The organism is Streptomyces sp. NPDC004031 (genome assembly GCF_053604375.1).
Map to the genome: position 1 here is coordinate 162,070 of NZ_JBSGHL010000005.1, position 23,829 is coordinate 185,898.

General features: G+C 76.3%; 12 protein-coding genes. 2 read left to right on the top strand and 10 right to left on the bottom strand.

The genetic code is table 11. The annotated features are described in order from the left end of the window. Nucleotides 1-84: 84 nt before the first annotated feature. Both ACWERV_RS04890 and ACWERV_RS04895 read right to left on the bottom strand, forming a co-directional pair. Nucleotides 85-3,483 carry a hypothetical protein gene (locus ACWERV_RS04890; protein ID WP_452928839.1) on the bottom strand — a complete coding sequence of 1,133 codons (3,399 nt, stop codon included), beginning with the start codon at nt 3,481-3,483 and terminating at the stop codon, nt 85-87. Between the two features lie 94 nt (nt 3,484-3,577). Continuing rightward, the gene (locus ACWERV_RS04895) at nt 3,578-3,982 is read right to left on the bottom strand and encodes a winged helix-turn-helix transcriptional regulator (protein WP_452928841.1); all 405 of its coding nucleotides are present in this window, start codon (nt 3,980-3,982) and stop codon (nt 3,578-3,580) included. A 98-nt stretch (nt 3,983-4,080) separates the two neighbouring features. Here ACWERV_RS04895 and ACWERV_RS04900 point away from each other — a divergent pair, with 98 nt between their 5' ends. Beyond that, nucleotides 4,081-4,929 carry an SDR family oxidoreductase gene (locus ACWERV_RS04900; protein ID WP_452928844.1) on the top strand — a complete coding sequence of 283 codons (849 nt, stop codon included), beginning with the start codon at nt 4,081-4,083 and terminating at the stop codon, nt 4,927-4,929. A 33-nt stretch (nt 4,930-4,962) separates the two neighbouring features. Here the strand turns inward: ACWERV_RS04900 and ACWERV_RS04905 are convergent, their stop codons facing one another. The 4 genes from ACWERV_RS04905 to ACWERV_RS04920 all read right to left on the bottom strand — a co-directional run bounded on the left by ACWERV_RS04905 (nt 4,963) and on the right by ACWERV_RS04920 (nt 9,254). Continuing rightward, nucleotides 4,963-5,433, bottom strand: coding sequence for a PPOX class F420-dependent oxidoreductase (locus ACWERV_RS04905; RefSeq protein WP_452928847.1), 471 nt, complete (start codon nt 5,431-5,433; stop codon nt 4,963-4,965). Between the two features lie 139 nt (nt 5,434-5,572). After that, complete coding sequence (locus tag ACWERV_RS04910) at nt 5,573-6,982, bottom strand: MATE family efflux transporter (RefSeq protein WP_452928851.1); 1,410 nt, start codon at nt 6,980-6,982, stop codon at nt 5,573-5,575. A gap of 173 nt (nt 6,983-7,155) precedes the next feature. Next, nucleotides 7,156-7,326 carry a hypothetical protein gene (locus ACWERV_RS04915; RefSeq protein WP_398189285.1) on the bottom strand — a complete coding sequence of 57 codons (171 nt, stop codon included), beginning with the start codon at nt 7,324-7,326 and terminating at the stop codon, nt 7,156-7,158. After that, nucleotides 7,323-9,254 (bottom strand): amidase, encoded by a 1,932-nt coding sequence (locus tag ACWERV_RS04920; RefSeq protein WP_452928855.1) that lies wholly within the window; start codon nt 9,252-9,254, stop codon nt 7,323-7,325. Before ACWERV_RS04920 ends, ACWERV_RS04915 begins: the two co-directional genes overlap by 4 nt. A gap of 583 nt (nt 9,255-9,837) precedes the next feature. Here ACWERV_RS04920 and ACWERV_RS04925 point away from each other — a divergent pair. Continuing rightward, a complete protein-coding gene (locus ACWERV_RS04925; protein ID WP_452928859.1) occupies nt 9,838-11,184 on the top strand; it encodes a condensation domain-containing protein in 1,347 nt (448 codons plus the stop codon). Between the two features lie 395 nt (nt 11,185-11,579). On the opposite strand, the gene ACWERV_RS04930 is transcribed toward ACWERV_RS04925, so the two are convergent. Genes ACWERV_RS04930 through ACWERV_RS04945 form a run of 4 tightly spaced genes read right to left on the bottom strand, consistent with a single transcriptional unit; the run spans nt 11,580 to nt 23,749 of the window. Then, on the bottom strand, nt 11,580-14,810 hold the full coding sequence (locus ACWERV_RS04930) for an amino acid adenylation domain-containing protein (protein ID WP_452928861.1): 3,231 nt from the start codon (nt 14,808-14,810) through the stop codon (nt 11,580-11,582). After that, nucleotides 14,797-20,286, bottom strand: a complete 5,490-nt coding sequence (locus tag ACWERV_RS04935; RefSeq protein WP_452928864.1) for an amino acid adenylation domain-containing protein — start codon at nt 20,284-20,286, stop codon at nt 14,797-14,799. The genes ACWERV_RS04930 and ACWERV_RS04935 overlap by 14 nt, the downstream gene beginning before the upstream one ends. After that, the gene (locus tag ACWERV_RS04940; RefSeq protein WP_452928867.1) at nt 20,283-20,678 is read right to left on the bottom strand and encodes a phosphopantetheine-binding protein; all 396 of its coding nucleotides are present in this window, start codon (nt 20,676-20,678) and stop codon (nt 20,283-20,285) included. Before ACWERV_RS04940 ends, ACWERV_RS04935 begins: the two co-directional genes overlap by 4 nt. Next, nucleotides 20,675-23,749, bottom strand: coding sequence for a non-ribosomal peptide synthetase (locus ACWERV_RS04945; RefSeq protein ID WP_452928870.1), 3,075 nt, complete (start codon nt 23,747-23,749; stop codon nt 20,675-20,677). Before ACWERV_RS04945 ends, ACWERV_RS04940 begins: the two co-directional genes overlap by 4 nt. Between the last annotated feature and the right edge of the window lie 80 nt (nt 23,750-23,829).

Below are 23,829 nucleotides of genomic sequence, written 5' to 3' on the forward strand. Positions count from 1 at the left end.
GGCTCCTCCAGGGTGGGCTGATCGCTGCCAGTCCACCCGCGGGGCCCGCCGCCTGTCAACGGCCCCCGTCGGCCGGGCCCCGGTTCACTCCGCCGCGGTGGCCACCGCCAGCGCCGCGTCCCGGACGTCCGGACAGGGGTGGCGGCGCAGCGCCCGCAGCCGTTCCCGCCACTCCTGCTGCCAGGAGGTGCGCGCGCCCAGTGCCGCGGTGACGGCGAGGGCCAGCAGCCCGGCGGCGTGGGTGCCGACCAGGGTGAGGCGTTCGGCGGCCGCAAGCAGGACGAGGGGGTCGCCGGGGTGTGGGGCGCCGCCGAGGCGCCCGCGCAGGGTGCTCGCGGTGCGGTCGGCGAGCACGGGGCGGTCCGCGTGCAGGGCGGCCAGGTCGTCCAGCCCGCCGAGCAGGTGCGGCGCGGGTGCGTCCAGGTCCAGGGCGACGGCGGCGAGCCGCGCCGCCGCCGGCCGGAAGCCGGGTGTGGCGGCGAGGAGCCCGGCGGCGCGCCGGGCGGCCGCGCGGTGGGCCGCGGCGGGGCGCGGGGCGGCCGCCGCCGCGAGCCCGGTCACGAGGTGGGCGAGGCGCCGGCGGGCGGGCCGGTCGCGGTCCGCTCCGGCGTCCCGGTCGTCGGCGGGCACAGCGGCGAGCCGGGCGAGGGCGTCCAGCAGCGGCCCGTCCCCGTCCGGCGTGGCGGCGAGGGCCACGAGGCCGTCGGCCGCGGCGCGCCAGGACGTCCGGTTGCCGAGGTCGGCGGTACGGGCGGCCAGCACCGCCCCGGCCTGCGGGTACCAGGGTGCCCACACCGGGAGCAGGCCCGCCGCGAGGTCGGCGGTCTCCCGGTCCTCGCTGTGCGCGACCCGGCCCACCAGCGCTGCGCAGCGCGGCCGTTCGGACGCCCGCAGCTCGTAGGGACGCACCCGCAGCAGCGCGGTCCGGGTGACGGGCGGGCCGTCGGCGGCGGCCTCCAGCAGCTCCCACGCGGCGGGGTCGGGCAGCAGCCCGGCGGCGGCGGACACGCAGGCCGCCCGCACGTCGGGATGCTGGCCGGGGAGGTGGAAGGTGTCGGCGAGCACGGCGGTCGCGGTGCGGACGGGCAGCCCTTCGGCGGCGAGCCGGACGAGTTCCTTGCGGCTGGTGACCTTGGCCGCCGCGGCGGGGGCGCCGTCCGCGCCGGGCAGCAGCGCGGTGCGCAGCGCCGCCTCCAGCGCGGACGGGGCGATGCGCAGGCTCACCCGGTGCGCGGCGTACACGGCGACGCGCGCCCGGTCGTCGCCGGCGTGCTCCAGCAGCAGCGGCAGCGCGTCGGCGGGGCGGTCGGTCCACGCCAGGGCGGCGAGGGCGGCCTCGGCGAGCACGGTGGCCGGGGAGCCGGTCCAGCGGCGCACGGCGGGGAAGCCGTGCTCGGGGATCTCGGCCAGGGCGCGTATGTGCCCGGCCCTGGTCCGCTCCGGGAGCGCGGCGTCCGCGGCGGCCCGGACCAGCAGCCGCGCGGCCGCGGCCTGCTGGCGGGGCAGCCAGGCGCGGACGCCGTCCACGGGGGGCAGCCACGGGGTGCGCGGGGTCAGGAAGCGCCCGTACGGCGGGGTGTCGGCGAGGACGGCGTCGAGCAGGTCCGTCCTGCGGTGCGTCAGGACGTGCAGGACGGACGGGAGCACGGCCGCCGACGGTTCGAGGCCGAGGATCCGCGCGGTGTCCTCGTCGCGCCGCGCGCGGTCGTCGAGCAGCAGGTCGACAGCCTGCCGCACGGTGGTGTCGTTGCCGTACCGGACCGCCTCCCACAGCAGTTCGCGCAGCTCCGGCATGTGGTGGGCGCGGCGGCCGAGCGCGCGGGCCAGCGCGAAGGTGAGCGAGTGGTCGGCCTTGTCCGCGCCCGCCGCCAGCCACGGCCGCAGCGCGTCGAGGATCTGGAACTCCTGGCCCTTGCGCAGCCTGCTGCCGAGAGGTCCCAGGGCGTCGCCGCGGGTCGGTCCGGACAGCAGCGCCATGGTCGCCAGTGCCCAGGCCAGCAGGCCCTGTTCGCCGCTCACCGCGTGCTCGCGCAGCACCGCGGCGGCCAGCGCGGAGAGGGCGTGCCGGGTGCGCCCGGAGCTGTCGCGGGCCTCGACGGCGTCGGTCGTGATCCGCTCCAGGAGGGCGGTGTCGGTGTCCCGGAAGAGCCGCGGCGGCACCTCGGCGAGAGCGACGAGGGCGGGCCCGCGCACCGGTTCCTGCTCGTTGCGCAGCCGCTGGAGGTCGCTCAGGAGGACGGCGAGGGCGGCCGGGTCGCCGGAGCGGGCCGCGTTGCGGACCAGCAGCGGGTAGGCGGTGGCGCGGTCGTCCGCCGCCGGGCGGCGGGTCGCGGCGAGCAGCCGCTCGCGCGCCTCGGCCACCGGCAGGTGGGCGACGGCGGCCAGCACCGTGGACCACGGTTCGCCGCGCTCTGCGGCCTGCGCCGCGGTCCGCCGGGCCTCGGCGTGGGCGCGGCGGCGCGGCAGCGCCTCCAGCACGCAGTCGGCGAGGGCGGCACGGCTCATGTCCCGGCCCGCGGTCACGGTGTCGTGGAAGGCCTCGCGGGCCGAGGGCGGCAGGGCGCGCAGCAGCAGCGCGTACTGCTGCGGGGTGCGGCTCCACGCCCGGCCGAGGTCGGCCAGCTCCGGCGGCCCGAGCCGCGCGATCCGGCCCAGCGCGGTGCGGGAGACCAGGCCGGGTGCGGGCCGGGCGGCCCGCTCCGGGGCGGTGAGCAGGCCGATCGTCCGGCCCGGGGCGGCCCGGAGCAGCGGTGCCAGGCACGCGTGCACCGCGACCGGCGGGTGGGGCGGGCAGTGCTCCTCCAGTGTGTCCAGGACGCGCAGCGGGCGGATCTCGGCGACCGCGGGGAAGAGGTCGCCGTTGCGTACCCACCAGTCGGCGCGGGCCTGTTCGGGCAGTCCGGCGAGCTGCCGGGCGGCCTCGTCGAGCACCGCGTCCGGGTGGCGGCGGGCGAGCCGCCGCCAGTGCGTCACCGCCGGGAAGAGATCCGGCAGCAGGGCCCGTACCGTCTCGGCGCCGCAGCCGGGCAGCAGCCGGACCGCCTCGGCGTCCCCCCACCGCTCGCGGACGGGTCCGATCAGCCGCTCGGCGAGCGCGGTCCGCCCGCTCGCGACGACCGTGTCCTCCACCGCGGCCCGCACCACGCGCGGGGCGTCCGCCATCGCCCGCTCCAGGGCGTCGTCGCCGATCGGCAGGTGGTGCGCGGCCCGCAGCGCGTGCCCGCGCACGAACGGGTCGGGGTCGGCGAGCCGGGCCGCGAGGTGCTCCGTGTCCCGGGCCGCGCTCGCGGCGACGGCGGCGAGCCGCCGCCCGTACGTCCCCCGCGTCTCCAGCTCGGCCGGCAGCGCGCCCGGCCCGCCGCCGTGACGGCGCTCGCGCGCCCATGCGGCGACCGCCCGCATCCGGGCGGGGTGGGCGAGGGGGTCGAGCCGCGCGAGCAGTTCGTCGACGGCGGTACGCGGGTCGTGGGAAGGGGCCGGCATGCGCGCCATTGTGCCGGGGCACGGGCCGCCGCCCGTACGGGTTTTCGGACGGTACGGCAGGCCTCGGCGGTGCGTCCGGGATTCCCTGCCGCGCTCAGGCCGTACGGCGGCCGTCGTACGAGGCGCGGGCGCGCACGATCGCCTCGGCGTTGGCCTCCGCCCAGGTGACCAGGCCGACGACGAGTTCGGCCGCCTCCTCGCCGGAGGGCGTGAGGGTGTATTCCACGTGCGGCGGCACCACGGGGCGGGCCTCGCGGTGCACCAGGCCCTCGCGTTCCAGGCCCTGCAGGGTCTGGGCGAGCATCTTCTCGCTCACCCCCTCGACCGTGCGGCGCAGTTCGCTGAAGCGCATCACCTGACCGCGTCGCAGGGCGGCCAGCACGAGCACGCCCCAGCGGCTGGTCAGCCGGTCCACCACGGAGCGGGACGGGCAGTCGGCGGACAGCGCGTCGAAGGGCAGCGGTGTGCCCGCGCGGGCGGAGGCCGAGGTCGTGGTCATATCACCTAGCTTACCTAAAAGTGCGTACTTCCACAGGGGCAGGAACCCCACTTAAAGTAAGTGAGGTAGTCGATCAAAAGGGATAAAAGGAGCTTTTCATGAGCATTGTCGTCACCGGTGCCACCGGACAGCTGGGCCGCCTCGTGACCGCCGCGCTGCTGCGGCGCGTCCCGGCCGACCAGGTCGTCGCCGCCGTGCGCGACCCGCAGAAGGCGTCCGGCCTGGGCGTCGAGGTCCGCCTCGCCGACTACGACCGCCCCGGCACGCTGGCGGAGGCCTTCCACGCCGGCGACACCGTGCTCCTGATCTCCGGCGACGCGGTCGGCAGGCGCGTGGCCCAGCACACCGCCGTGATCGAGGCCGCCAAGGCCGCGGGCGTGGCGCGCCTGGTCTACACCGGCATCCTCGGCGGCCCCGCCGCCGACTTCGTCCTCGCCGACGAGCACAAGGCGACCGAGCAGCTCATCGTGGACTCCGGCCTGGTCCACACCTTCCTGCGCAACGGCTGGTACACCGAGAACTACACCGCGCAGATCCCCGTGCAGCTGGCCCACGGGGTCGCCGGGGCCGCCGGTTCGGGCCGCATAGGCGCCGCCCCGCGCGCCGACTACGCCGAGGCCGCCGCCGTGGTCCTGACCACCGGTGGGCACGACGGCGCCGCGTACGAGCTGAGCGGCGACGACGCCTTCACCCTGGCCGAGTACGCCGCCGAGCTGGCGCGGCAGAGCGGTGAGCGGGTCGACCACCACGACCTGGAGCCCCAGCAGCTCCAGGAGGTGCTGACCGGCGCGGGCCTGCCCGCCCCCTACGCCGAGATCCTCGTCGACGTCGATGTGAACGGCATCCGCACCGGCCTGCTCGAAGGCGGCAGCGGCGACCTGGCCCGGCTGATCGGCCGCCCGACCGGCACCCTCGCCGACGCCGTCGCCGAGGCGCTCAAGAACTGACCGGCGGGGGCGGCGCCGTGGCCGCACCGGCGGTCAGTCCAGCGGGCCGCTCGACGGGCCCTCGGGCGTCAGCCCGTAGCCGCGGTCGGCGCGCAGGCTGATCACGAGCCGCCCGTCGGCGACCATCGCGGCGCGGTAGTCGTCCCAGTCCGGGTGCTCGCCCGCGATGGCCCGGTAGACCTCGACCAGCTCGTCGACCGTCGCGTCGTGCGGGTCCGCGGCGACCGACGTGATCACGGCGTCGCCCTCGACGACCAGGTACGACCTCAGGTCGGCGGTGGTGACGTAGAAGCTCGCGCGCGGGTCGCGGCGCAGGTTGCGGGTCTTGGCGCGGCCGTCGGTGGCCGAGATGCGGATCAGCCGCGTCGCGTCGTCGTAGGTGAAGGCCACGTTCGACAGCTGCGGCCGGCCGTCGCGCTTGAGGGTGACCAGGACGCCGGTGCGCCGGGTGCGCAGCAGGTCGAGCGTCGTGTCGGCGGGCTTGTCGGGATTCGGCTGGCTCATCTCGCTCCTCGGGGACGGGGTCCTGGCCGGGGCCTGGCGGGCGCGGGGCCCGCTCGCTCCGGGAGGGGGAACGCCCGCGCCGCCGCCCCGATTCCGCCCGCGCGGCGGTCAGGAGGGCGCGCGCGCAGCGGGGCCCGCGTCACCCCGGGGCCTGCGCGCCCTGCTGACCGCCACGCGGCTCCGTTCCCGCGGCGGCGGGTGCCCGGCTGCGGTGCAGGACGAGCAGCGCCAGCACGGCCGTGACCAGTTCGGCCAGCGGAAAGCTGGCCAGCACGCCCCGGGTGCCGAAGCGGCCGAGGGCGAACAGCAGGGGGACGCGCACCGCCACGACCGCGACGACGGAGATCAGGTAGGCCGGGCGAGGCTGCCCGAGCGCCTGGAAGCGGGCGCAGACCAGCGGGGCCAGTCCGGCGCAGGGCGGGACCAGGGCGAACAGCCGCAGCGCGGCCACCGCCTGCGCGTGCAGCGCTGGATCGCCGGTGAAGAGGGAGACGACCGGGTCCGCCGCGCACAGCAGGACCACGCACACCGCGCAGCCGTAGCCCACGGTGGCGCGCAGCGCCAGGCCGGTGGCCCGCTCGGCGCGCGCGGCCAGGCCGCGGCCCGCGTTGTAGCCGACCAGCGGCTGGAGTCCCTGGGCGATCCCGGTCTGGGGCATGGCGGCGAACGTCCCCACCCGGCCGCACAGCGCGAAGGCCGCCACCGCGAGCGGTCCGCCGAGGGCGACCAGCCGCGTGTTGGCCAGAGCGGCGACCACGGTGGCGCCGAAGCCGACGAGGAAGGACGGTGCGCCGACGGCCAGCAGGCGGCGCAGCGTGGGTCCGTGCGGCCGCAGGTCCGCGAGGGTGACGCGGTAGGGGCGGGGACGCTGGAGGAAGAAGAACCACACGCTCGTCGCCGCGGAGACCGTCTGGCCGCCGACCGTGCCCAGGGCGGCGCCGCGCACGCCGAGACCGCAGCCGTAGATCAGCAGCGGGTCCAGGCACATCTGGGTGACGACCGGCAGCACCCACTGGAGGGTGGAGAAGCGCATCCGCCCCTCGGCCCGCATGAGGCTGGAGAAGCCGGTCGACATGACCGTTCCGGCGAACAGGATCTGCCCGTAGTCGTGCGCGTAGCCGCGGGTCCCGGCGGTGGCGCCGAGCACGGTCAGCAGCGGGTCGAGCGCGAGCAGGCCGGTGGCGCCGACGGCGGCGGCGCAGGCCCAGAAGAAGACGAAGGCGTTCCCCGCGGCCCGCGCGGCCCCGGCCGGGTCGGCGGCGCCGAGGCTGCGGGAGACCAGGGAGGCGCCGCCCACGCCGACCGCGGTGGACACCGCCCCGACGGCCAGCAGGACCGGGGCCAGCAGGTTGACCGCGGCGAGCGCGTCCGGGCCGACCCCGCGCGCGACGAACCAGGCGTTGGTCAGCGCGTAGATCCCGAACACGCCCACCGACATGGTCGTCTGCGCGCAGGTGCGCAGCAGCAGCCGTCCCACCGGTTCGGTGCCGAGCGCGCCGACCTGCTCCCGCCCGGCGGTTCGGGCCCGCCCGCGCCGCCTGGGTCGCACCGGTCCTCCCGCCGCCCGCCGGTGGCAGCCGGAACCGGCCGCCGGTCCGTCGCGCCACGTCCGCGCCAGATCGTACTGCGCCGGGGCGGTGCGCCCGGGGAGGCCGGCCCGGGACGACCGCACCCGGGCCCGTACGGCGCGGGCGGCCCGGGTGCGGTCATCCGCTCATCCGCTCATCGGCCGGGCGGCGGCGCCTCGGGGTCGTCGTCCGGGTAGGGGTAGAAGGCGGTGCCGAGCTTGGGCAGCCAGCCCACCGTGGCGACGGGCTCGGTGTCGTCCCCGGGGTGCTGCGGCAGCAGCCCGGCGTTGATCACGGGCTCCCAGCCGACCGTCAGAAAGCTCATCGCAGGGCCTCCTCGGCGACCAGCGGGTCGTTGGACAGCTCGGGCGGGGTCACCGGTTCGGCCGGGCGCAACGTGCGCGGCGCGGCCTTCGGCGCACCGGCGACCGGGTCGGGCGGGGCGGCCTGGTGGTACTGCGGGAAGTGCTCCTGGTAGTCGATCGCGGCCTGCACGATCTGCGGTTCGCTGAACCGCGGGCCCCAGAACTGCGCGGAGATCGGCAGGCCGACGGTGCTGTCGTAGCCGACGGGGAAGGAGACCATCGGCCAGGCGAGGGCGTTGGGGAGCTGGTAGTACGCCCGGTAGACCGGGAAGCCGCCGCCGCTGCGCAGCCCGATCTGCGCGCCCAGCGACAGCACGAGCATGAAGTCCACGCCCGCCGCGTCCAGCGCCGCCTGGTAGTTGGCCTGGAGGGCGCGCCGCCGCTTCTCGCCCTCGACGCGCACGGACGCCGGGATCATCCCGGCGAAGCGGGTCGCCGACTCGAAGGACGCCGCGCTCTCGCCCGGCGCCTTGCGGCCGTACTGCGCGAGCAGCGCGGCGGCCTGGTCGGCGGGGCGGGTCGCGGCGAAGTCCCTGACCGCGTCCCAGTAGCGGATCTCGTAGCGGTTGGGGCTGAGCACCGCCGAGGAGGGCGAGACCGGGGAGCCGTCGACGGTCGCGAGCACGTCGGTGCTGGAGAAGTACGGGTCGTTGGCGGCGACCGTGACGTCCAGGCCCGGGAAGTCCTTCACCGTGGCGCCCAGCGAGACCAGTTGCTGCTTCAGCCGCCGGAACGCGGCCAGGTGGTCGGCGTCGTAGGTGTCCTGCGGCGCGGTGCCGGTCTGGACGCCGCGGCCGGTGCGCATCCAGTCGGACTGCGGGACGCCGACGGTGACACCGGCCAGCGGGCGGCGGCCCTTGCGGGCGGTGAGCGGCATCGCGGGGAAGGGCTCGGGCGCGGCGAGCGTCAGCGGGTCGTTGGCCGGGTCGGGGCCGAGGATGACGGACAGGACGAGCGAGGCGTCGCGCACCGAGCGGGCGATGGGGCCGAGCACGTCGTAGCCGGGCGACAGCGGCATCAGGCCGGCCACCGAACTCGTCCCGAGCGACGGCTTGATGCCGCTCGCGCCGTTCGCGGCCGAGGGCATCATGATCGAGCCGCCGGTCTCCTCGCCGATGCAGGCCGCGGCGAGCCGGGCGACCGGGGCGACGCCCGAGCCCTGGCTCGAACCGCCGGGCACGTAGTCCTTGTTCCAGGCGTTGCCGGCGAAGGTGCCGGTGATGGAGCCGGAGAAGGCCGAGCAGACGGTGTGGCCGAGGATCACCGCGCCGGCCTCGCGCAGCCGGTGCACGACGGTCGCGTCGCGCAGCGCGGTGTTGCCGTCGAAGGCGTGGCTGCCGTCCTTGGCGTCGAGGCCCTCGACGGCGACGGAGTCCTTGATGCCGAAGGGGATGCCCAGCAGCGGCGGCAGGACCTCGTGGGTGTGCCGCGCACGGGCGAAGCGCGCGTCCGCCGCGGCCGCCTGGGCGAGCGCGCCCTCCCGGTCGATACGGACGAAGGCGTTGTACAGGCCGTTGTCGCCGTAGGTCTCGAAGGGGCCGTTGAAGCGGTCGATACGGTCCAGGTACGCCTTGGTGACCTGCACGGCCGTGACGACCCGGGCGCGCATCAGCGCCGCCAGCTCGACCACCTCGTAGTCGACCAGCCGGGCGCGCTTTCTGACGGCGGAGACCGGCGGCAGGGCGGCCAGCAGCCGGGCGGTCGCGTCGGCCCCGGTGGGGCCCGTGGCCTGCGGGGCGGCCGAGGCGGGTGTCGCGACGGCCGCGGAGACGGCGGCGGCGCCGCCCACCGCGGCGGCCCCGCCGAGCACGGCCCGGCGGCTCACGCCCGCGGGCGCGTCGGCCGCGCCGTCGGGAACGGGGCCGGAGCGGGAGGGTCGGGTGGACATGGCACGTTCTGGCGTCATGGACGGCTTTCCTGTCCTCTGCGGGAGGGAGGTGAAAAGGACCGGTGCTTCGCATTCGCGTCCCGCGGACGACTCTAGGCCGCCCGGGTCGGTATACGGAAGACACGGGAAGCCGTTTTCGTGCACGATGAATTCACTTCATGGAATTGTTTCCGCCGGGTGTCCTGGACATCACATTCGACGCCCCGCCAAAAGCGCGTCAATCCGGCCCAACCGGCCTTCCCCGCGCAGCTGAACGGCCCTTCACCCGCTGCGGGAGAGGCGCGCGCAACGCACATTAAACACGGCGGGAGACACTCCCGGGGGTGCGTACGCGAGCGCACACCGGGCCACTTCCGGCCCATGGTTCACGGCGGGCGTCCGGCGTCCCGGAAAGGGCGAGTATTTCCGGCGGGAATTCATTCCGGAGGCGTGGCGCGCGGCGGACCGGGAGCGGCGGGCGCGGGCCGGACCACACCCCGGCCGGGCGGGGCCGCGCGGATCTCGGCGAATCCCTCGCCCCGCGCCCCGGGCAGCCCTAGGATCCCCTTGGTCTGTACCAATTGCGGGGAGCGGAGGGGCGCCGATGGACGGCAGCGCGGGGCTGGAGGTCCGGTTCGAGGGGCTGGCGGAAGGGAGCTGGGCCGCCACCTGGGGGCAGCGGACGATCTGGGAGCCGATCTCCTGGTACGCGCCGGACGACCACTACTTCAACATCGCGCTCACCCTCCCCCTGCGCCATCCGGTCCCTCCGGCCGACTTCGCCGAGGTGATACGCGCCCTGCTCACGCGGCACGAGTCGCTGCGCACCGTCTACCGGCTGGAGAACGGCGGCGGACTGCGCCAGCGGCTGGGCGGCGCCGGGACGCTGACGGTGCGCCTGGTCGAGACGGACGCCGCCGAGCAGCTCGCGCCGGTGCTGGAGCGGGAGGCCGCGGCCGACAAGGCGGTGCGCTTCGACCTGCTCGGCGACGGGCTGCCGGTACGGGTGACCGCGGTCCTGACGGAAGGCCGGGTGGCCGGGGCGGTCGTGACGGTGGCGCACATCGCCGCCGACGGGACCGGCGCCCAGGTGGTGCTGGACGACCTGCGCCGGCTGCTCGCCCAGCGGCGCCGCCGCCCCGGGGTGCTGCCGCCGCCCGTGCCGGGACGGCAGCCGCGCGAACAGGCCGCGTACGAGGCCGGGCCGCAGGCGACCGCGCGCAGCGCAGCGGCGGTCGCCCTGTGGTCGCGTCAGCTCACCGGCATCCCGGCCTCGCTGTGGCCCGAGGACGCCGGGCCGGGCGAGGAGGTGCGCTGGTGGGAGGGCGAACTCGGCTGCGCGCGGATGGACCTGGCCAGCAGGCTGGCCGCGGTCAGGACCGGCACCTCGCCGAGCGCGGTCGTCCTGGCGGCGCTCGGCCAGGAGCTGGCCGAGCGCACGGGGTTCGCGGCGGTGCCGCTCAAGGTCATCCTGGGCAACCGGGTGGCCGAGGAGCAGCGCACGGCGGTCGGCGCCTTCGCACAGAACGGGCTGGTGGTCCTGGGCGGCTCGGGCGAGTTCGACGAGCTGGCCCGCAAGGCGTGGCGGGCCCAGCTCCAGACGTCCCGGCACGGCCACTACGACCCGGGGGCGCTCGCGGACGCCGTCACGGCCGAGGAGAAGCGGCGGGGCGCGGCACTCGACCTCAACGCCCTCTTCAACGACCACCGGGAGACCGAGCACGGCGCCGCCGCCCCCGACTCGGCGGAACTGGCCGCGGCCGAACCGGGCGGCTTCCGCTGGCGCTCGCGCTGGGCCCGGCAGGACTGCCGGTTCTTCTTCGGCCTGGGCCAGGTCGCGGGCCGGACCTGCGCCACCCTGCTGGTCGACACCCGCTCCGTGCCCGCCTCCGGGGTGGAACCGCTGCTGCGCGCGGTGGAGGAGCGCGTGGTCGCCGCGGCCCTCGCCTGACGGCGCCCACCGGGGAGCGGGGCCGGCGGGGCGGCCGACCGGCGGCGGGATGCGGCGTCGCGGCAGCCGCCGCTGAGGGGGGCGGGCCGGCGTCCGCGTCCGGGGGACGGACCGGGGACACGGTCCGGCGTCCGGCATCCGCGGCCGGCGTCCGCGTCCGGGGGACGGACCGGGGACGCGATCCGTCGTCCGGCATCCGCCGCTGCGGGGGCGGCCCGGCGTCCGACGTCCGTGTCCGTGTCCGTGTCCGTGACCGGAGGACGAACCCACGGGCGCGGTCCGGCTCCAGCATCCGCGACCGGGCGGGTCGGACCGGGCGCGCGGGCCGTCGTCCGTGGCCGGGGGCACAGCCCCGGGGTGGCGGCTGCCCTTCGCGGCCGCCACCCCCGCGGGGGTCAGCCCAGGCGGCGGGCCGCCTCCGGCTCGCTGAGCGCGTCGATCTCGGCGATCAGCAGGTCCTCGACCCGGGCCGCGAGGCCCGCGAGCGTCGGCTCCTCGAAGACGTCCCGCACCTGCACCTCCAGGCCGACGGCGGCGCGGATCCGGGCGGCGACCCGGGTCACCAGGAGGGAGTCGCCGCCGAGTTCGAAGAAGTGGTCGAGGGCGCCCGCCTTCTCCACCCCCAGCACGTCCTGCCAGATGCCGGCGACGAGCACTTCCGCGTCGGTGCGCGGCGCGAGGTACTCGCGGCTGCCGGTGGCGTCCGGCCCCGGGTCGGGCAGCGCGGCCCGGTCGAGCTTGCCGTTGGCGGTGAGCGGCAGCGTGTCCAGCACGGCGAAGGCGGCGGGCACCATGAAGGCGGGCAGCCGGGCCGCCAGGTGCTCGCGCAGCGCGGACGGTTCGAGGACGGCGCCGGTCCTGGGGACCGCGTAGCCCACCAGCCGGGTGCCGTCGCGGACGACCACGGCGGCGCGGGCCACCCCGGGGTGGGCGGCGAGGGCGCCCTCGATCTCGCCGGGTTCGACGCGGCGGCCGTGGATCTTCGCCTGGTCGTCGGTGCGGCCGAGGAATTCCAGCTGTCCGTCGGCCCGCCAGCGCACCCGGTCGCCGGTCAGGTACATGCGGGCGCCGGGCGTGCCGTACGGGTCGGGGACGAAGCTCGCCCCGGTGAGGTCGGGGCGTCCGTGGTAGCCGGTGGCCAGGCCCGCGCCGCCGAGCGCGAGTTCGCCCTCGAAGCCCGCCGGGAGCAGCCGCAGTCCCGCGTCCAGCACGTAGGCGCGCACGCCGGGGAGCGGGCGGCCCAGCGGCGGGCGGGCGGCGGTGTCGGCCGCGGTCAGCTCGGCGCTGGTGACGATCACCGTGGCCTCGGTGGGGCCGTAGGTGTTGACCAGCCGTACGGTGTCGCCGTGCCGGGCCCGCCAGCCTGCGACGGAGCGGGCCGTGGCCTCGGAGCCGCCGAGGATCACCAGCCGCAGCGCGGGGGGCCACCCCAGGTCGTCGCCGAGGTCCACCAGCTCGCTCCAGTAGGCGGTGGGCAGATCGAGGACGGTGATCCCGGCGGCGGCCGGGGTGCGCAGGTGGTCGGGCAGCATGCGCCCGCCGCCGGGCAGCAGTACACAGCGCGCGCCGACGGCGAGCGCGGGCCACAGTTCCTCGGCGTGGGTGTCGAAGCCGATCGAGGCGAACTGCACGACGCGGTCGGACGGCTGGAGCCGGTAGCCGTCGGGTCCGGCCATCCAGTGCAGCCGGGCGGCGAGGGCCGCGTGGTCGACCAGGACGCCCTTGGGGCGGCCGGTGGAGCCGGAGGTGTGCAGCAGGTAGGCGGGCGCCGACGCGGGCACCGCGGGCAGGGTGCCCCGCGGTGCGCCGGTGGGCCGGGCCGCGGGGAGTTCGAGCACGGGGACGCCCAGCCCGGCGGCGTCCTCGTCGTCCTCGGCGGCGATCAGCAGCTCCGCCCGGCCGTCCGCGAGCAGCAGCCGCTGCCGCTCGGCGGGGTGGGCCGGGTCCAGCGGGAGGTAGCCCGCGCCCGCTTTCCAGATCGCCAGCAGCGCGGTGACCAGGTCGAAGGAGGGGTCCAGCCGGACCGCGACGACGGCGCCGGGGCGGGGCCCGAGGCGTTCGGCCAGCAGTGTGGAGAGCCGGTCGAGTTCGCCGTAGCCGAGGGTGTCGCCGGCGCACTCCAGCGCCACCGCTTCCGGGTGCCGGGCGGCGGTGGACCGGAACAGCTCCAGCGCGGTGGGGAGTTCGGCGGGCAGGGCGGGCCCGGTGCCGAGGGCGAGCACCCGGTCCCGCTCGGCGGCGGTGAGCAGCAGGTCGCCGGTGACGGCCCGCAGCGGGTCGGCGACCACGGCGCGCAGGATCTGTTCGTAGCGCGCGGCCGTGCTCTCGACGGTCGCCCGGTCGAACAGCTCGCCGTCGAAGCAGAAGGCGCCGTGCAGCCCGCCGTCGGCGGCCCGCCACAGGTCCAGCAGGATGTCGAACTTGGCCTGGGCGAATCCGGCGTCGGCCGGTTCCAGGGCGACGCCCGGCACGGTGTCGGCGGCCGGTTCGGTGGACAGGTCGTTCTGGCTCTGGAGCACGAAGAGGGTCTGGAAGAGCGGCGGTACGTGCGCCTGGCGCGGCAGTCCGAGGGCGGGGACCAGCCGTTCGACGGGGACGTCCTGGTGCCCGAAGGCGCCCATCGCGGCGGAGCGGACCCGGCGCAGCACGGTGCGGAAGTCGGCCTCGGTGTCCGTCCCGTCGGCGGTCACGGGCGAGAGGTCGGCGCGGACGACGGCGGTCTTGCTGAAGTAGCCCAGCAGCGACTCGTGGTCGACCTCGGTGCGCCCGGCTACGGGGACGCCGACGGCGAAGTGCCGCTGCCCGGCCCAGGTGCCCAGCAGGATCTGGTAGGCCGCGAGCAGCACCATGAACGGGGTGCAGCGCTCCTTGCGCGCCAGCTGCTCGACCTCGGCGTGCAGTCCGGGGTCGATCCGTACGTCGCCGAAGACCGCGTGGCGGTCCGGGCGGGCCGGGCGGGGGCGGTCGGTGGGCAGTTCGAGGCGGGCGATCCCGGCCAGCTTCTCCTTCCAGTAGTCGAGTTCCGCGGCGGCCTGCGGCCCGCGCAGCCGCTCGGCCTCAGCGACCGCGTAGTCGCCGAACGTCCCCGTCACGGGCGGCAGTCCCGGCTCCCCTCCGGTCAGCTCCGCGCGGTAGCAGGCGAGCAGTTCCGACCACAGCAGCCGGGCGGACCAGCCGTCGCTGACGATGTGGTGGACGGTCAGGCAGAACAGCTGGTCGTCCGGGCCGAGCCGGAGCACCGCGGGCCGCAGCGGCGGGCCCGCGGCCAGGTCGAAGGGGGCGTTGACGCGTGCACCGGCGGCCTCCGCCGCGAGCCGGGCGATCTCCGCCGGGTCCGCGCCGGGCGGCACCGCGACGTCCACCTCCTCGATCGCGAGGGGCTGGAGCGGTCCGACGAGCTGGACCGGCTGGTCGTCGAGCAGGTCGAAGCGGGTGCGCAGCACCTCGTGCCGGTCCCGCAGCCGGTCCAGGGCGGCGGTCAGCGCGGCCAGGTCGAGCGGGCCGCGCCAGCGCCAGGCGATGTACATGTTGTAGCTGGCGTCGGCCGGGTCGAGCTGCTGGAGGAACCACAGGCGGCGCTGCTCGACCGTCAGCGGGTAGTGGCGCACGGGGTCAGGGCTGGTCACGGGGCACCTCGGGGGTGGTGGTTCGGACGGCGGTCCGGGTCTGGAGCGCCTGGAGGCCGACGAGGTCGTCGGACGGCGCGTCCGGCACCTCCCGGTCGAAGCGGGCGAGTACCGGCAGCCGCAGCGAGATCGTCACGAGCAGCGCGATGGCCAGGCCGAACAGCACGTAGAGCAGGCCGATTCCGCGTCCCGGGCCGGTGCCGAGGAGGTGCCCGGCGGAGCCGGCGAGCGCGCCGCCGGGGTCCATGAGGGGCTGGAGCAGCTTCGGTCCGAAGGGCGCGACCACGGCGAAGCCCACCGGCAGGGTGGACCAGGCGACCATGGTGTTGACCGCGATGACCCGGCCGTGGAAGCGCTGCGGCACCTTGGTCTGGATGATCGTGGCGTAGACGCCGTTGACGAGCGCGAGCGCGTAGGCCATGCCGAAGGCGCCGAGCGCGACGAGCGGCAGCGCCGGGCGCAGGCCGGTGAGCAGGCAGGCGGCGGACAGGGCGAGGGCGGCGAGCAGCACACCGCGCAGCCGGTCCCGGCGCGGTCCGCCCCACACCAGCAGGGTCAGCCCGCCCGCGATGGCGCCGGCGCCGCCGCCCATGGCGACCCAGCCGGTGGCGGCCAGGTGGCTGAAGGAGAGCACCAGCGGGGTGGTGAGCAGGAAGAGCGGGGAGAGGAAGATGTTGAGCACCGCGAAGAACAGCAGCATGGCGCGGAAGTGCCGGCTGCCGAGCGCGAGCCGGAACCCGGCCCGTATCTCCTCGGCGACCGACTCCCGCCGGTGCCAGGCCATCGCCCGCGGGAACCTGACCAGGGCGACGACGGCGACCGCGCACACGTAGCTGGCCACGTCGAAGGCGAGGATGCCGCCGAGCCCGATGGCCGCGAGCAGGCCGACGGCGAACAGCGGCACCAGGAACTGGGCGAAGCCGAAGGCCAGCTGGACCACGCCGTTGGCCCGGCCCAGGAAGCGCTTGGGCACCAGTTGGGCGGCCGCCGAGCCCCAGGCGAAGCGCTGGAAGGCCAGGGCGACCGAGAGCGCGGAGATGAGCGGGTAGACCTCCCAGACCTCCAGCCGGTGGGTGAGCGCCAGTACCAGCATCACCGCCTGGGTGGCACCGGCGGCGAGGTCGCCGATCAGCATGGTCCTGCGCCGGTCGTGCCGGTCGACGACGGTGCCCGCGAGCGGCGCCACCAGGATGCCGGGCACCAGGGCGAAGGCGGCCAGCAGCCCGAAGTGGGCGAGCGACCCGGTCCGCAGGTAGATCCAGATCGGCAGGGCGAACTCGGTGAGCGCCGAACCGATCATCGACACCTGCTGACCGGCGGCCACCGACAGGAAGCGGCCCATGCTGGGCCGGACCTCGCCGTCGGCCGGGGCGCCGGTACGGGCCGCCGGATCGCGGGAGATCCCGTCCAGCCACCACGTGGACTCCTCGGTGCGCCGGTAGCGCTCCTCGGTGCCGTCGGCGAGCGCCTCGTGCACCCCGGTGACGACGTCGGCCAGCTCCTCGGCCCGGTATCTGAGGTAGAAGTGCCCGGCCTCGGCCAGCACCACCGCGGCGGCGGTGCCGGTGATCCGGTGCCACTCCAGGAAGCGCTCCTGGTGGAATTCGGTCGCCGGGTCGCGCTCGCCGCACACCGCGATCACCGGGGCGTCCAGGGTCCGCCCGCCCTCGGTCTCGAACAGCTCGGTGAAGTAGCGCTCCGCCTCCTTGGTGCCGCTCCTGCGGTTGTGGATGATCAGCCGCAGCTGCTCGGGATCGACATCCTCGGTGTCCAGTCCGGCCGCGGCCAGGGCGTTGACCATGCCCTGGTCGCTGCGCAGCCGCTCGGCCAGCTCCGACCAGCGCTCGGCGAGGGCGGCGCCGCGGCCGCGCGGACGGGCGAAGGGGAAGATCCCGCCGAGGTAGACGGCCTCGATCTCGCGTCCGGCCGCCTCGACCCGGCGGGCGATCTCGACGCAGAGCTGCACGCCGAGCCCGCAGTGCCCGTAGAGCACCAGGCGGCCCTCCACACCGGCGAGGATCTCCTCGGCGCACGCCGCCGCCACCTCCTCGACCGGCATCGCCTGCTCGCCCAGCTCGTGGCCGGGGACGGCGAGCGAGTGCAGCGCCCAGTCGTCCGGCAGCGCGTCGGCCAGCGGCTTGTAGATCAGCGCGCTGCCCCCGCCGTACGGTGCGCACACCACGCTCGCGGTGGTACGGCGGCGCTCCGGGGTGAGCCGGTGCAGCAGCCCGCCCGGCCCCCGGTCCGCCGAGGGGTCGCTGATCAGCCCGGCGAGCCCGCGCACGGTCGGGAAGCGGAAGATGTCCATGACGCCGACCGGGACCGGCAGGTCGGGGTAGGCGCGGCGGATCCGCGCGACCACCTGGGTGGCGAGCAGGGAGTGCCCGCCGAGTTCGAAGAAGTCGTCCAGCGCGCCGACCCGGGAGATCTCCAGCAGCTCGGTCCAGATGGCGGCGACCCGGACCTCCGCCTCGCCGTCGGGCGCGACGTACTCGCCGCTGGCGGCGGCCTCCTCGGGCTCGGGCAGCTTCCTGCGGTCGACCTTGCCGTGCGCCTGGAGCGGCAGCCGCTCCAGCTCCACGTAGCGTGCCGGGACCATGTAGTCGGGCAGCACCTCCAGCAGCCGGGCCCGCACGTCGGCCGGGGCGAGCGGCTCGGGGCCGCCGGGGCGCTCCAGGTAGCCGACCAGGTTCTGCCGTACGCCCTCGCCGCGGCTGACGACCACCGCCTGGCTGACGCCGGGCAGTTCGGCGAGCGCGGCCTCGATCTCGCCGGGCTCGACGCGGTAGCCGCGCACCTTGATCTGGTCGTCGGCGCGGCCCAGGTACTCCAGGGTGCCGTCGGGGCGCCAGCGGGCCAGGTCGCCGGTGCGGTAGAGCCGGCCGCCGCCTTCCGGGTCGGTGACGAAGCGCTCGGCGGTGAGGTCGGGGCGGCCCAGGTAGCCGCGCGCCAACCGGTCGCCGCCCAGGTGGAGTTCGCCGGTCACACCGGGCGGGACCGGGCGCATCGCGCGGTCCAGGACCAGGCAGCGGGCGCCGGGGAGCGGGGTGCCGATGGGGGTGTTGCCGGGGCCGGGCACAGGGCCGACCTCGAAGACCGAGACGCCCACCGTGGCCTCGGTCGGCCCGTAGTGGTTGAAGACCGCGCACCGCCCGGTGGCGGCAAGTTCGGCGGCCCAGGCCCAGTTGGACGCCTCGCCGCCGAGCACCAGCGCGCGGCGCGGCAGCAACCGCTCGGCGGGCGCGTCCGCGGTCAGGGCCGCCAGGTGCGAGGGCGTCATCTTCAGGTAGTCCAGCTCCAGCGACCGGACCTGCTCGGCCAGTTCGGCGCCGGAGATCCGGCGCGGCAGCAGATGGAGGGTGCCGCCGCTGCCGAGGGCCAGGTAGAGCATGGTGAGGCTGAAGTCGAAGGACAGCGACTGGAGCAGCCCGTACCGGCCGCCGGGGACGATCCGCAGCCGCTCCCCCACGCCGGTGAGGTAGTTGAGGATCTGCCGGTGCTGCACCGCGACGCCCTTGGGCAGGCCCGTGGAGCCGGAGGTGTAGATGACGTAGGCCAGGTCGTCCGGGCCGCAGACCTCGGCCGGGGGTTCGTCCCGCTCCTCGACCTCCTCACCGTCCAGCAGCAGTTCGGCGCCCTCGTAGCCGGGGAAGCGCTCGCGCAGCTCCGTGTCGGTGATCAGGACGGCGGCCTGCGCGTCGGCGACCAGATGGGCCAGCCGGGCGGGCGGCTGCTCCGGGTCGAGCGGCAGGTAGGCGGCGCCGGACTTGAGCACGCCGACCAGGGCGGCGGCCAGGTCGGGCGACTGCTCCAGGCAGATCGCCACCCGGTCGTCGGGGCCGACCCCGAGGGCGCGCAGCCGCCACGCCAGCCCGTTGGCCCGTCGGTCGAGCTGACGGTAGGTCAGCGACCGTTCCTCGAAGACCAGCGCGGTACGGTCGGGGAACTCCCGCGCGGCTCGCGCCAGCAGCCGGGGAAGCGTGTCCGGCCCGCCCGTGGGCAGTTCGGGACCGGCCGACCAGGCGGCCAGCTGCTCCCGCTCCTGCGCGGTGAGCAGCGGCAGTTCGTCGACCGGGCGGTCGGGGTCGGCGAGCGCCGCGTCCAGCAGCAGTTCGAAGCGCTCGGCGAGGCGGACGACGGTCGCCTCGTCGAAGAGGTCGGTGCGGTAGGTGAACAGGCCGTGCAGCCCGTCCGGTTGCTCACCGAGGTAGAGCGCCAGGTCGAAGTGGGTGGAGGTGGCGGCGTAACCGAAGCCCTCGGTCCCGGCGGCCGGTGCGGCGGCTCCCCGCTCGCCGTAGTTCTGGAAGGCGAAGGTGGTCTGGAACACCGCCGACCGGCTGACGTCCCGTGTGACGTCCAGGTCGGCGACCATCTGCTCGAACGGCACCTCCTGGTGGGCGTAGGCGTCCAGGGTGGTCTCCCGCACCCGGCTCAGCAGCCGGCCAAAGCCCATGCCCTCCTCCAGCCGGGCCCTCATCGGCAGCATGGTGACGAACGCGCCCACCACGCCTTCGAGTTCGCGGTGCAGCCGGCCCGCGACCGGCGAGCCGACCGCGAAGTCCCGCTGCCCGCCGAGCCGGGAGAGCAGGGCCTGGTAACCGGCGAGGACGGTCATGTACGTCGAGGCGCCGTACGCGCGGGACACCTCCGCGATGCGGTCGGTGAGCCGGCGGTCCCAGTGGAAGGCGTGGGCGGCGCCCGCGAAGGTGAGCACAGGCGGCCGGGGCCGGTCGGCGGGCAGGTCGAGCGCGGGCACGTCCTCCAGGGCGGTCCGCCAGTACGCCCGGTCGGCGGCCAGCGCGCCGCTGTCCAGCCGCTCCCGCTGCCAGACCGCGTAGTCGCCGAACTGCACGTCCAGCGGGGCGAGTCCGGACGGTGTGCCGTCCGCGTGCGCGGCGTACAGCGCGTCCAGCTCGCGGTGCAGGATGTCGACCGACCAGCCGTCCGTGACGATGTGGTGCATCACCAGCGCCAGGACGTGCTCCTGCGCGCCGAGCCGGAGCAGTTCGGCGCGCAGCAGCGGCCCGGTGGCGAGGTCGAACGGTTCGGCGGCCCGCTCGCCGACCAGCTCGGCGGCGCGGGCGGCGGGATCGGGCAGCCCGGAGAGGTCGGTGAACCGCGCGCCGAACGGTGCGGGTTCGGCGATGTGCAGCGCGGCGGCGCCGTCCTCGGTGCCGGGGAAGGTCATCCGCAGCGCCTCGTGCCGGGCCACCAGGTCGGTGAGCGCCGCGTCCAGCGCGGCCCGGTCGAGCGGGCCGCGCAGCAGGCGGGCGGGGGCCAGCGCGTAGGCGGCCCCGCCGGGGGCGAACTGCTCCATGAACCAGAGCCGTTCCTGTCCACTGGACAGCGGCGGCACGGTGCCCGCCGGGCGCGGGGCGACCACCTGGACGGGTGCGGCCGCGCCGCGCAGGCGCTGGGCGAGCAGGGCGCGCTTGGTGTCGGACCAGCCCGCGGGCTGCGGCCGGGTGTCGCTCATCCGCGCTCCCCCGGTCCGGACGAGCCGTGCTCGTTCACCGTGTCCGCGCCCTCCGCGAGGGCGGCCACCGTGTGTTCGGCGACCGCGTGTCCGGCTGCTCCGTGCTCGGCAATCCCGTGCTCGGCGGTCAGGTGGGCGGCGAGCGCGTCCAGGCTGCCGAGGAAGTCGCCCTGGTCCAGGTCGAGGAAGACCCCGTAGCGCGCCTCCACCGCGTCCACCAGCCGCAGTTGCGCGAGCGAGCCGAGGCCCATCGCGACGAACGGGGTGTCGGGGGCGGCCAGCAGTTCGGCGACGGTCACGGCGTCGTCGCTCGCCTCGGCCGTCATACCCGCGAGCACCGCGAGCAGGGACGGTGCGGGCGCGGTCGCGGCGGTGCTCAACTCGTGCGTCACTGCTGCTCCTTCACGGCTGCGGCGAGCCCGGCCACGGTCGTCACGTCGAAGAAGATCTCCAGGTCGAGATCGACGTCGAAGGACTTGCGGATCCGGGCCGCGATCTGGATGAAGCTCAGGGAGTGCGCGCCGATGTCGAAGAGGTCCTCGTCCGATCCGATGTCCGGGATGCCGAGCACCTCGGAGCAGATGGCGCTCAGTTCGGCCTCCACCGGGTCCCCGGCGGGCGCGGCGGCCGGTTCGCGCGGCTCGGCTGCGGCCTCGGCGGGCGGTGCGGGCAGCGCGCGGCGGTCCAGCTTGCCGTTGGGGGTGAGCGGCAGCGCGGGCAGGGTCACGAAGACCTGCGGGACCATGGCGCCGGGCAGCGTCCGGCCGAGGTGCGCGCGCAGCTCGGCGGCGGCGGGGGCGGCTCCGGCCGCAGCCACGAGGTAGCCGGCCAGGCGCGGTTCGCCGTCCTGCCCGGTGTCCACGGCCACCGCCGCTGCGGCGACGGCCGGGTGCTCCAGCAGCGCGGACTCGATCTCGCCCAGCTCGACGCGGTGGCCGCGGATCTTCACCTGGTGGTCCAGCCGTCCCAGGAAGTCCAGCTCGCCGTCCTCGGTCCAGGCCACCAGGTCCCCGGTGCGGTACATCCGGCCGCCGCCGTACGGGTCCGGGACGAACCGCTCGGCGGTCAGTTCCGGCCGGTCCAGGTAGCCCTGGGCCACGCCGTCCCCGGCCAGGTGGAGTTCGCCGGGGATGCCGACGGGCACCGGGCGGCCCTGTGGGTCGAGCACGTAGGCGCGGGTGTTGGCGATCGGGCGGCCGATCCCGACGGCCTGCGGCAGCGGCGGCAGCTCCGCGCAGGTGGACCAGATCGTCGTCTCGGTGGGCCCGTAGACGTTGAACAGCCGGTCCACCCGGGCGCGCAGGTCGCGGGCGAGCGGCAGCGGCAGGGCCTCGCCGCCGACGAGCGCGGTCAGCCCGGCCGGGAGGGAGTCCGCGGTGAGCAGCACCCGCCAGCCGGACGGTGTGGCCTGCACGTGGGTGACCTGCGCGCGCCGGATCAGCTCGGCCAGCCCGGGTCCGTCGAGGGCGAGGCCGTCACCGGCGAGCACCAGCCGGGCGCCGGTGACCAGCGGCAGGAAGATCTCCAGCCCGGCGATGTCGAAGGAGAGCGAGGTCAGTGCGAGCCAGCGGTCCCGGTCGGCCGAGCCGAGCCGGTCGGCGAAGGAGCTGAGCAGGTTGACCAGGGCCCGGTGGCCGACGGACACGCCCTTGGGGCCGCCGGTCGAGCCGGAGGTGTAGAGGACGTAAGCGCGGTCCTGCGGGCCCGGCGCGGGCAGCGGCTGGTCCGCGGAGCCCGCCGGAGCGGCGGGCCGGTCGGGCCGGTCGAGCCGCAGCACGGCGGGCGCGGCGGCGGCGACCTCGGCGGCGGGTTCGCCGTCGGCCAGCAGCAGCGCGGCGCCGGAGTCGGCGAGCACCAGCGCCAGCCGCTCCGGCGGGTAGCCGGGGTCGAGCGGCAGGTACCCGGCGCCGGTCCTGAGCACGGCGAGCAGCGCGACCGGCAGCGTCGAGGTGCGCGCCAGGTGCACCCCGACCAGGCTGCCGGGACCGGCCCCGGCGGCGGCCAGCCGCCCGGCCAGCTCGACCGACCGCTCCCTGAGCTGGTGATACGTCAGTTCGGCGTCGGCGGCCGTGACGGCGACCGCGCCGGGGCGGGCGGCGGCCTGCTCGTCGAACAGGTCGAGCACGGTCCGGTCGGCGGGGTAGTCGCGGGCGGTGTCGTTCCAGTCCCCGGTGACCTGCCGCAGTTCGTCCGCGCCCAGCAGCGGCAGCGCGTCCACCCCCGCGCCCGGGTCGGCGACCGCCGCGGCGAGCAGCGTCTCCAGGTGCCCGGCGATGCGCTCGGCGGTCCGCGGGGGGATCACCGAGGGGTCGTACTGGAGGCTGAGGTCGCAAGCGTCGGCGGACTCCACCACCTGGATGTGCAGGGTGCTGCGGGCGGTCCCGTTGAACATCATCCAGTCGACCCGGCTCGCGGTGCCGGTGAAGACGGGTTCCGGGCCGCGGCGCCGGTAGCCGAAGGACACCGGGGTGAGGCCGACGCGCGGGGTGAGGCCGCCGACGGCCGGGGCGAAGGGCACCGCGCGGAAGCGGTACAGCTCGCGCAGCCCGGCCCGCACGCCGAGGGCGAAGTCGTGGAAGGAGGGCGCCGCGGCGTCCGCGTCCACGGCGGGCGGGTGGTGGGGCAGTTCGTTGACGAAGAGGCCGATCTCGCGGGCGGGGCCGGGGGGCCGGGTGGAGAGCGCCAGGGCCACGGGGGCGGCGGTGTTGCCGTAGCGCCGCAACAGGGTGTGCACGGCGGCGAGCAGGAATTCGAAGGTGCTCACCCCGCAGGCCCCGGCCGCCGCGGCGAGCGCGGACGGGTCCAGGCGGCGGGCGGTGGCCGCACCCGGGCCGACGCCCTGCGCGGCCCGGCGCAGGCCGGGCAGCAGCAGGTCGGCGGAGTCCGTCCAGCGCGGCCCGAACCAGTCGGCGGCGGCGCGCACCAGTGCGGCGTCGGGCTCGGCGGGCGCCTCGGGGGCCGGTGTGCCGAGGTCGGCCGGGGTGCCCGCGACGGCCGCGTTGTACGCGGCGGCCAGGTCGTGCACCAGGACGTCCTTGGACATGCCGTCGAAGACCGCGTGGTGGGCGACGAAGAGCAGGTCGGCGCCGCCGTCGGGGCGATGGAAGAGGGTCAGGCGGGCGAGCGGCCCGGTCTCCAGCACGAACGGGCGGGTCGCCTCCTCCTCGATCAGCTTGTCCAGCGCGGCCGGGCTGTCGGCGGCGGCGCTCTCGGCGAGGACGACGTCGGCCTGCGCGCGGTGGAGTCCGACGACCCCGTCGCGTTCGGCCAGGGTGCCGCGCAGCGCGGGGTGGCGGGCGACGACGGCCGCGCAGGCGGCGCGCAGGGCGGCCGGGTCGACGCGGTCGAAGCCGATCCGCAGCGGGAGATGGTAGCTCGTGCGGGCGGCGTCGAGCCGCTCGGTCAGCCAGACGCCCTGCTGCGGGAGGCTTGCCGGGAGGGCGGTGGCACGGGGTTCGGGCATGGGAGGACTCGCTTCGCTGTCGGGAATCCGTGAGGGGCGGCGGCGCGGGGCGTGCGCCATCGCCGGAGGGCGCGGCGTCC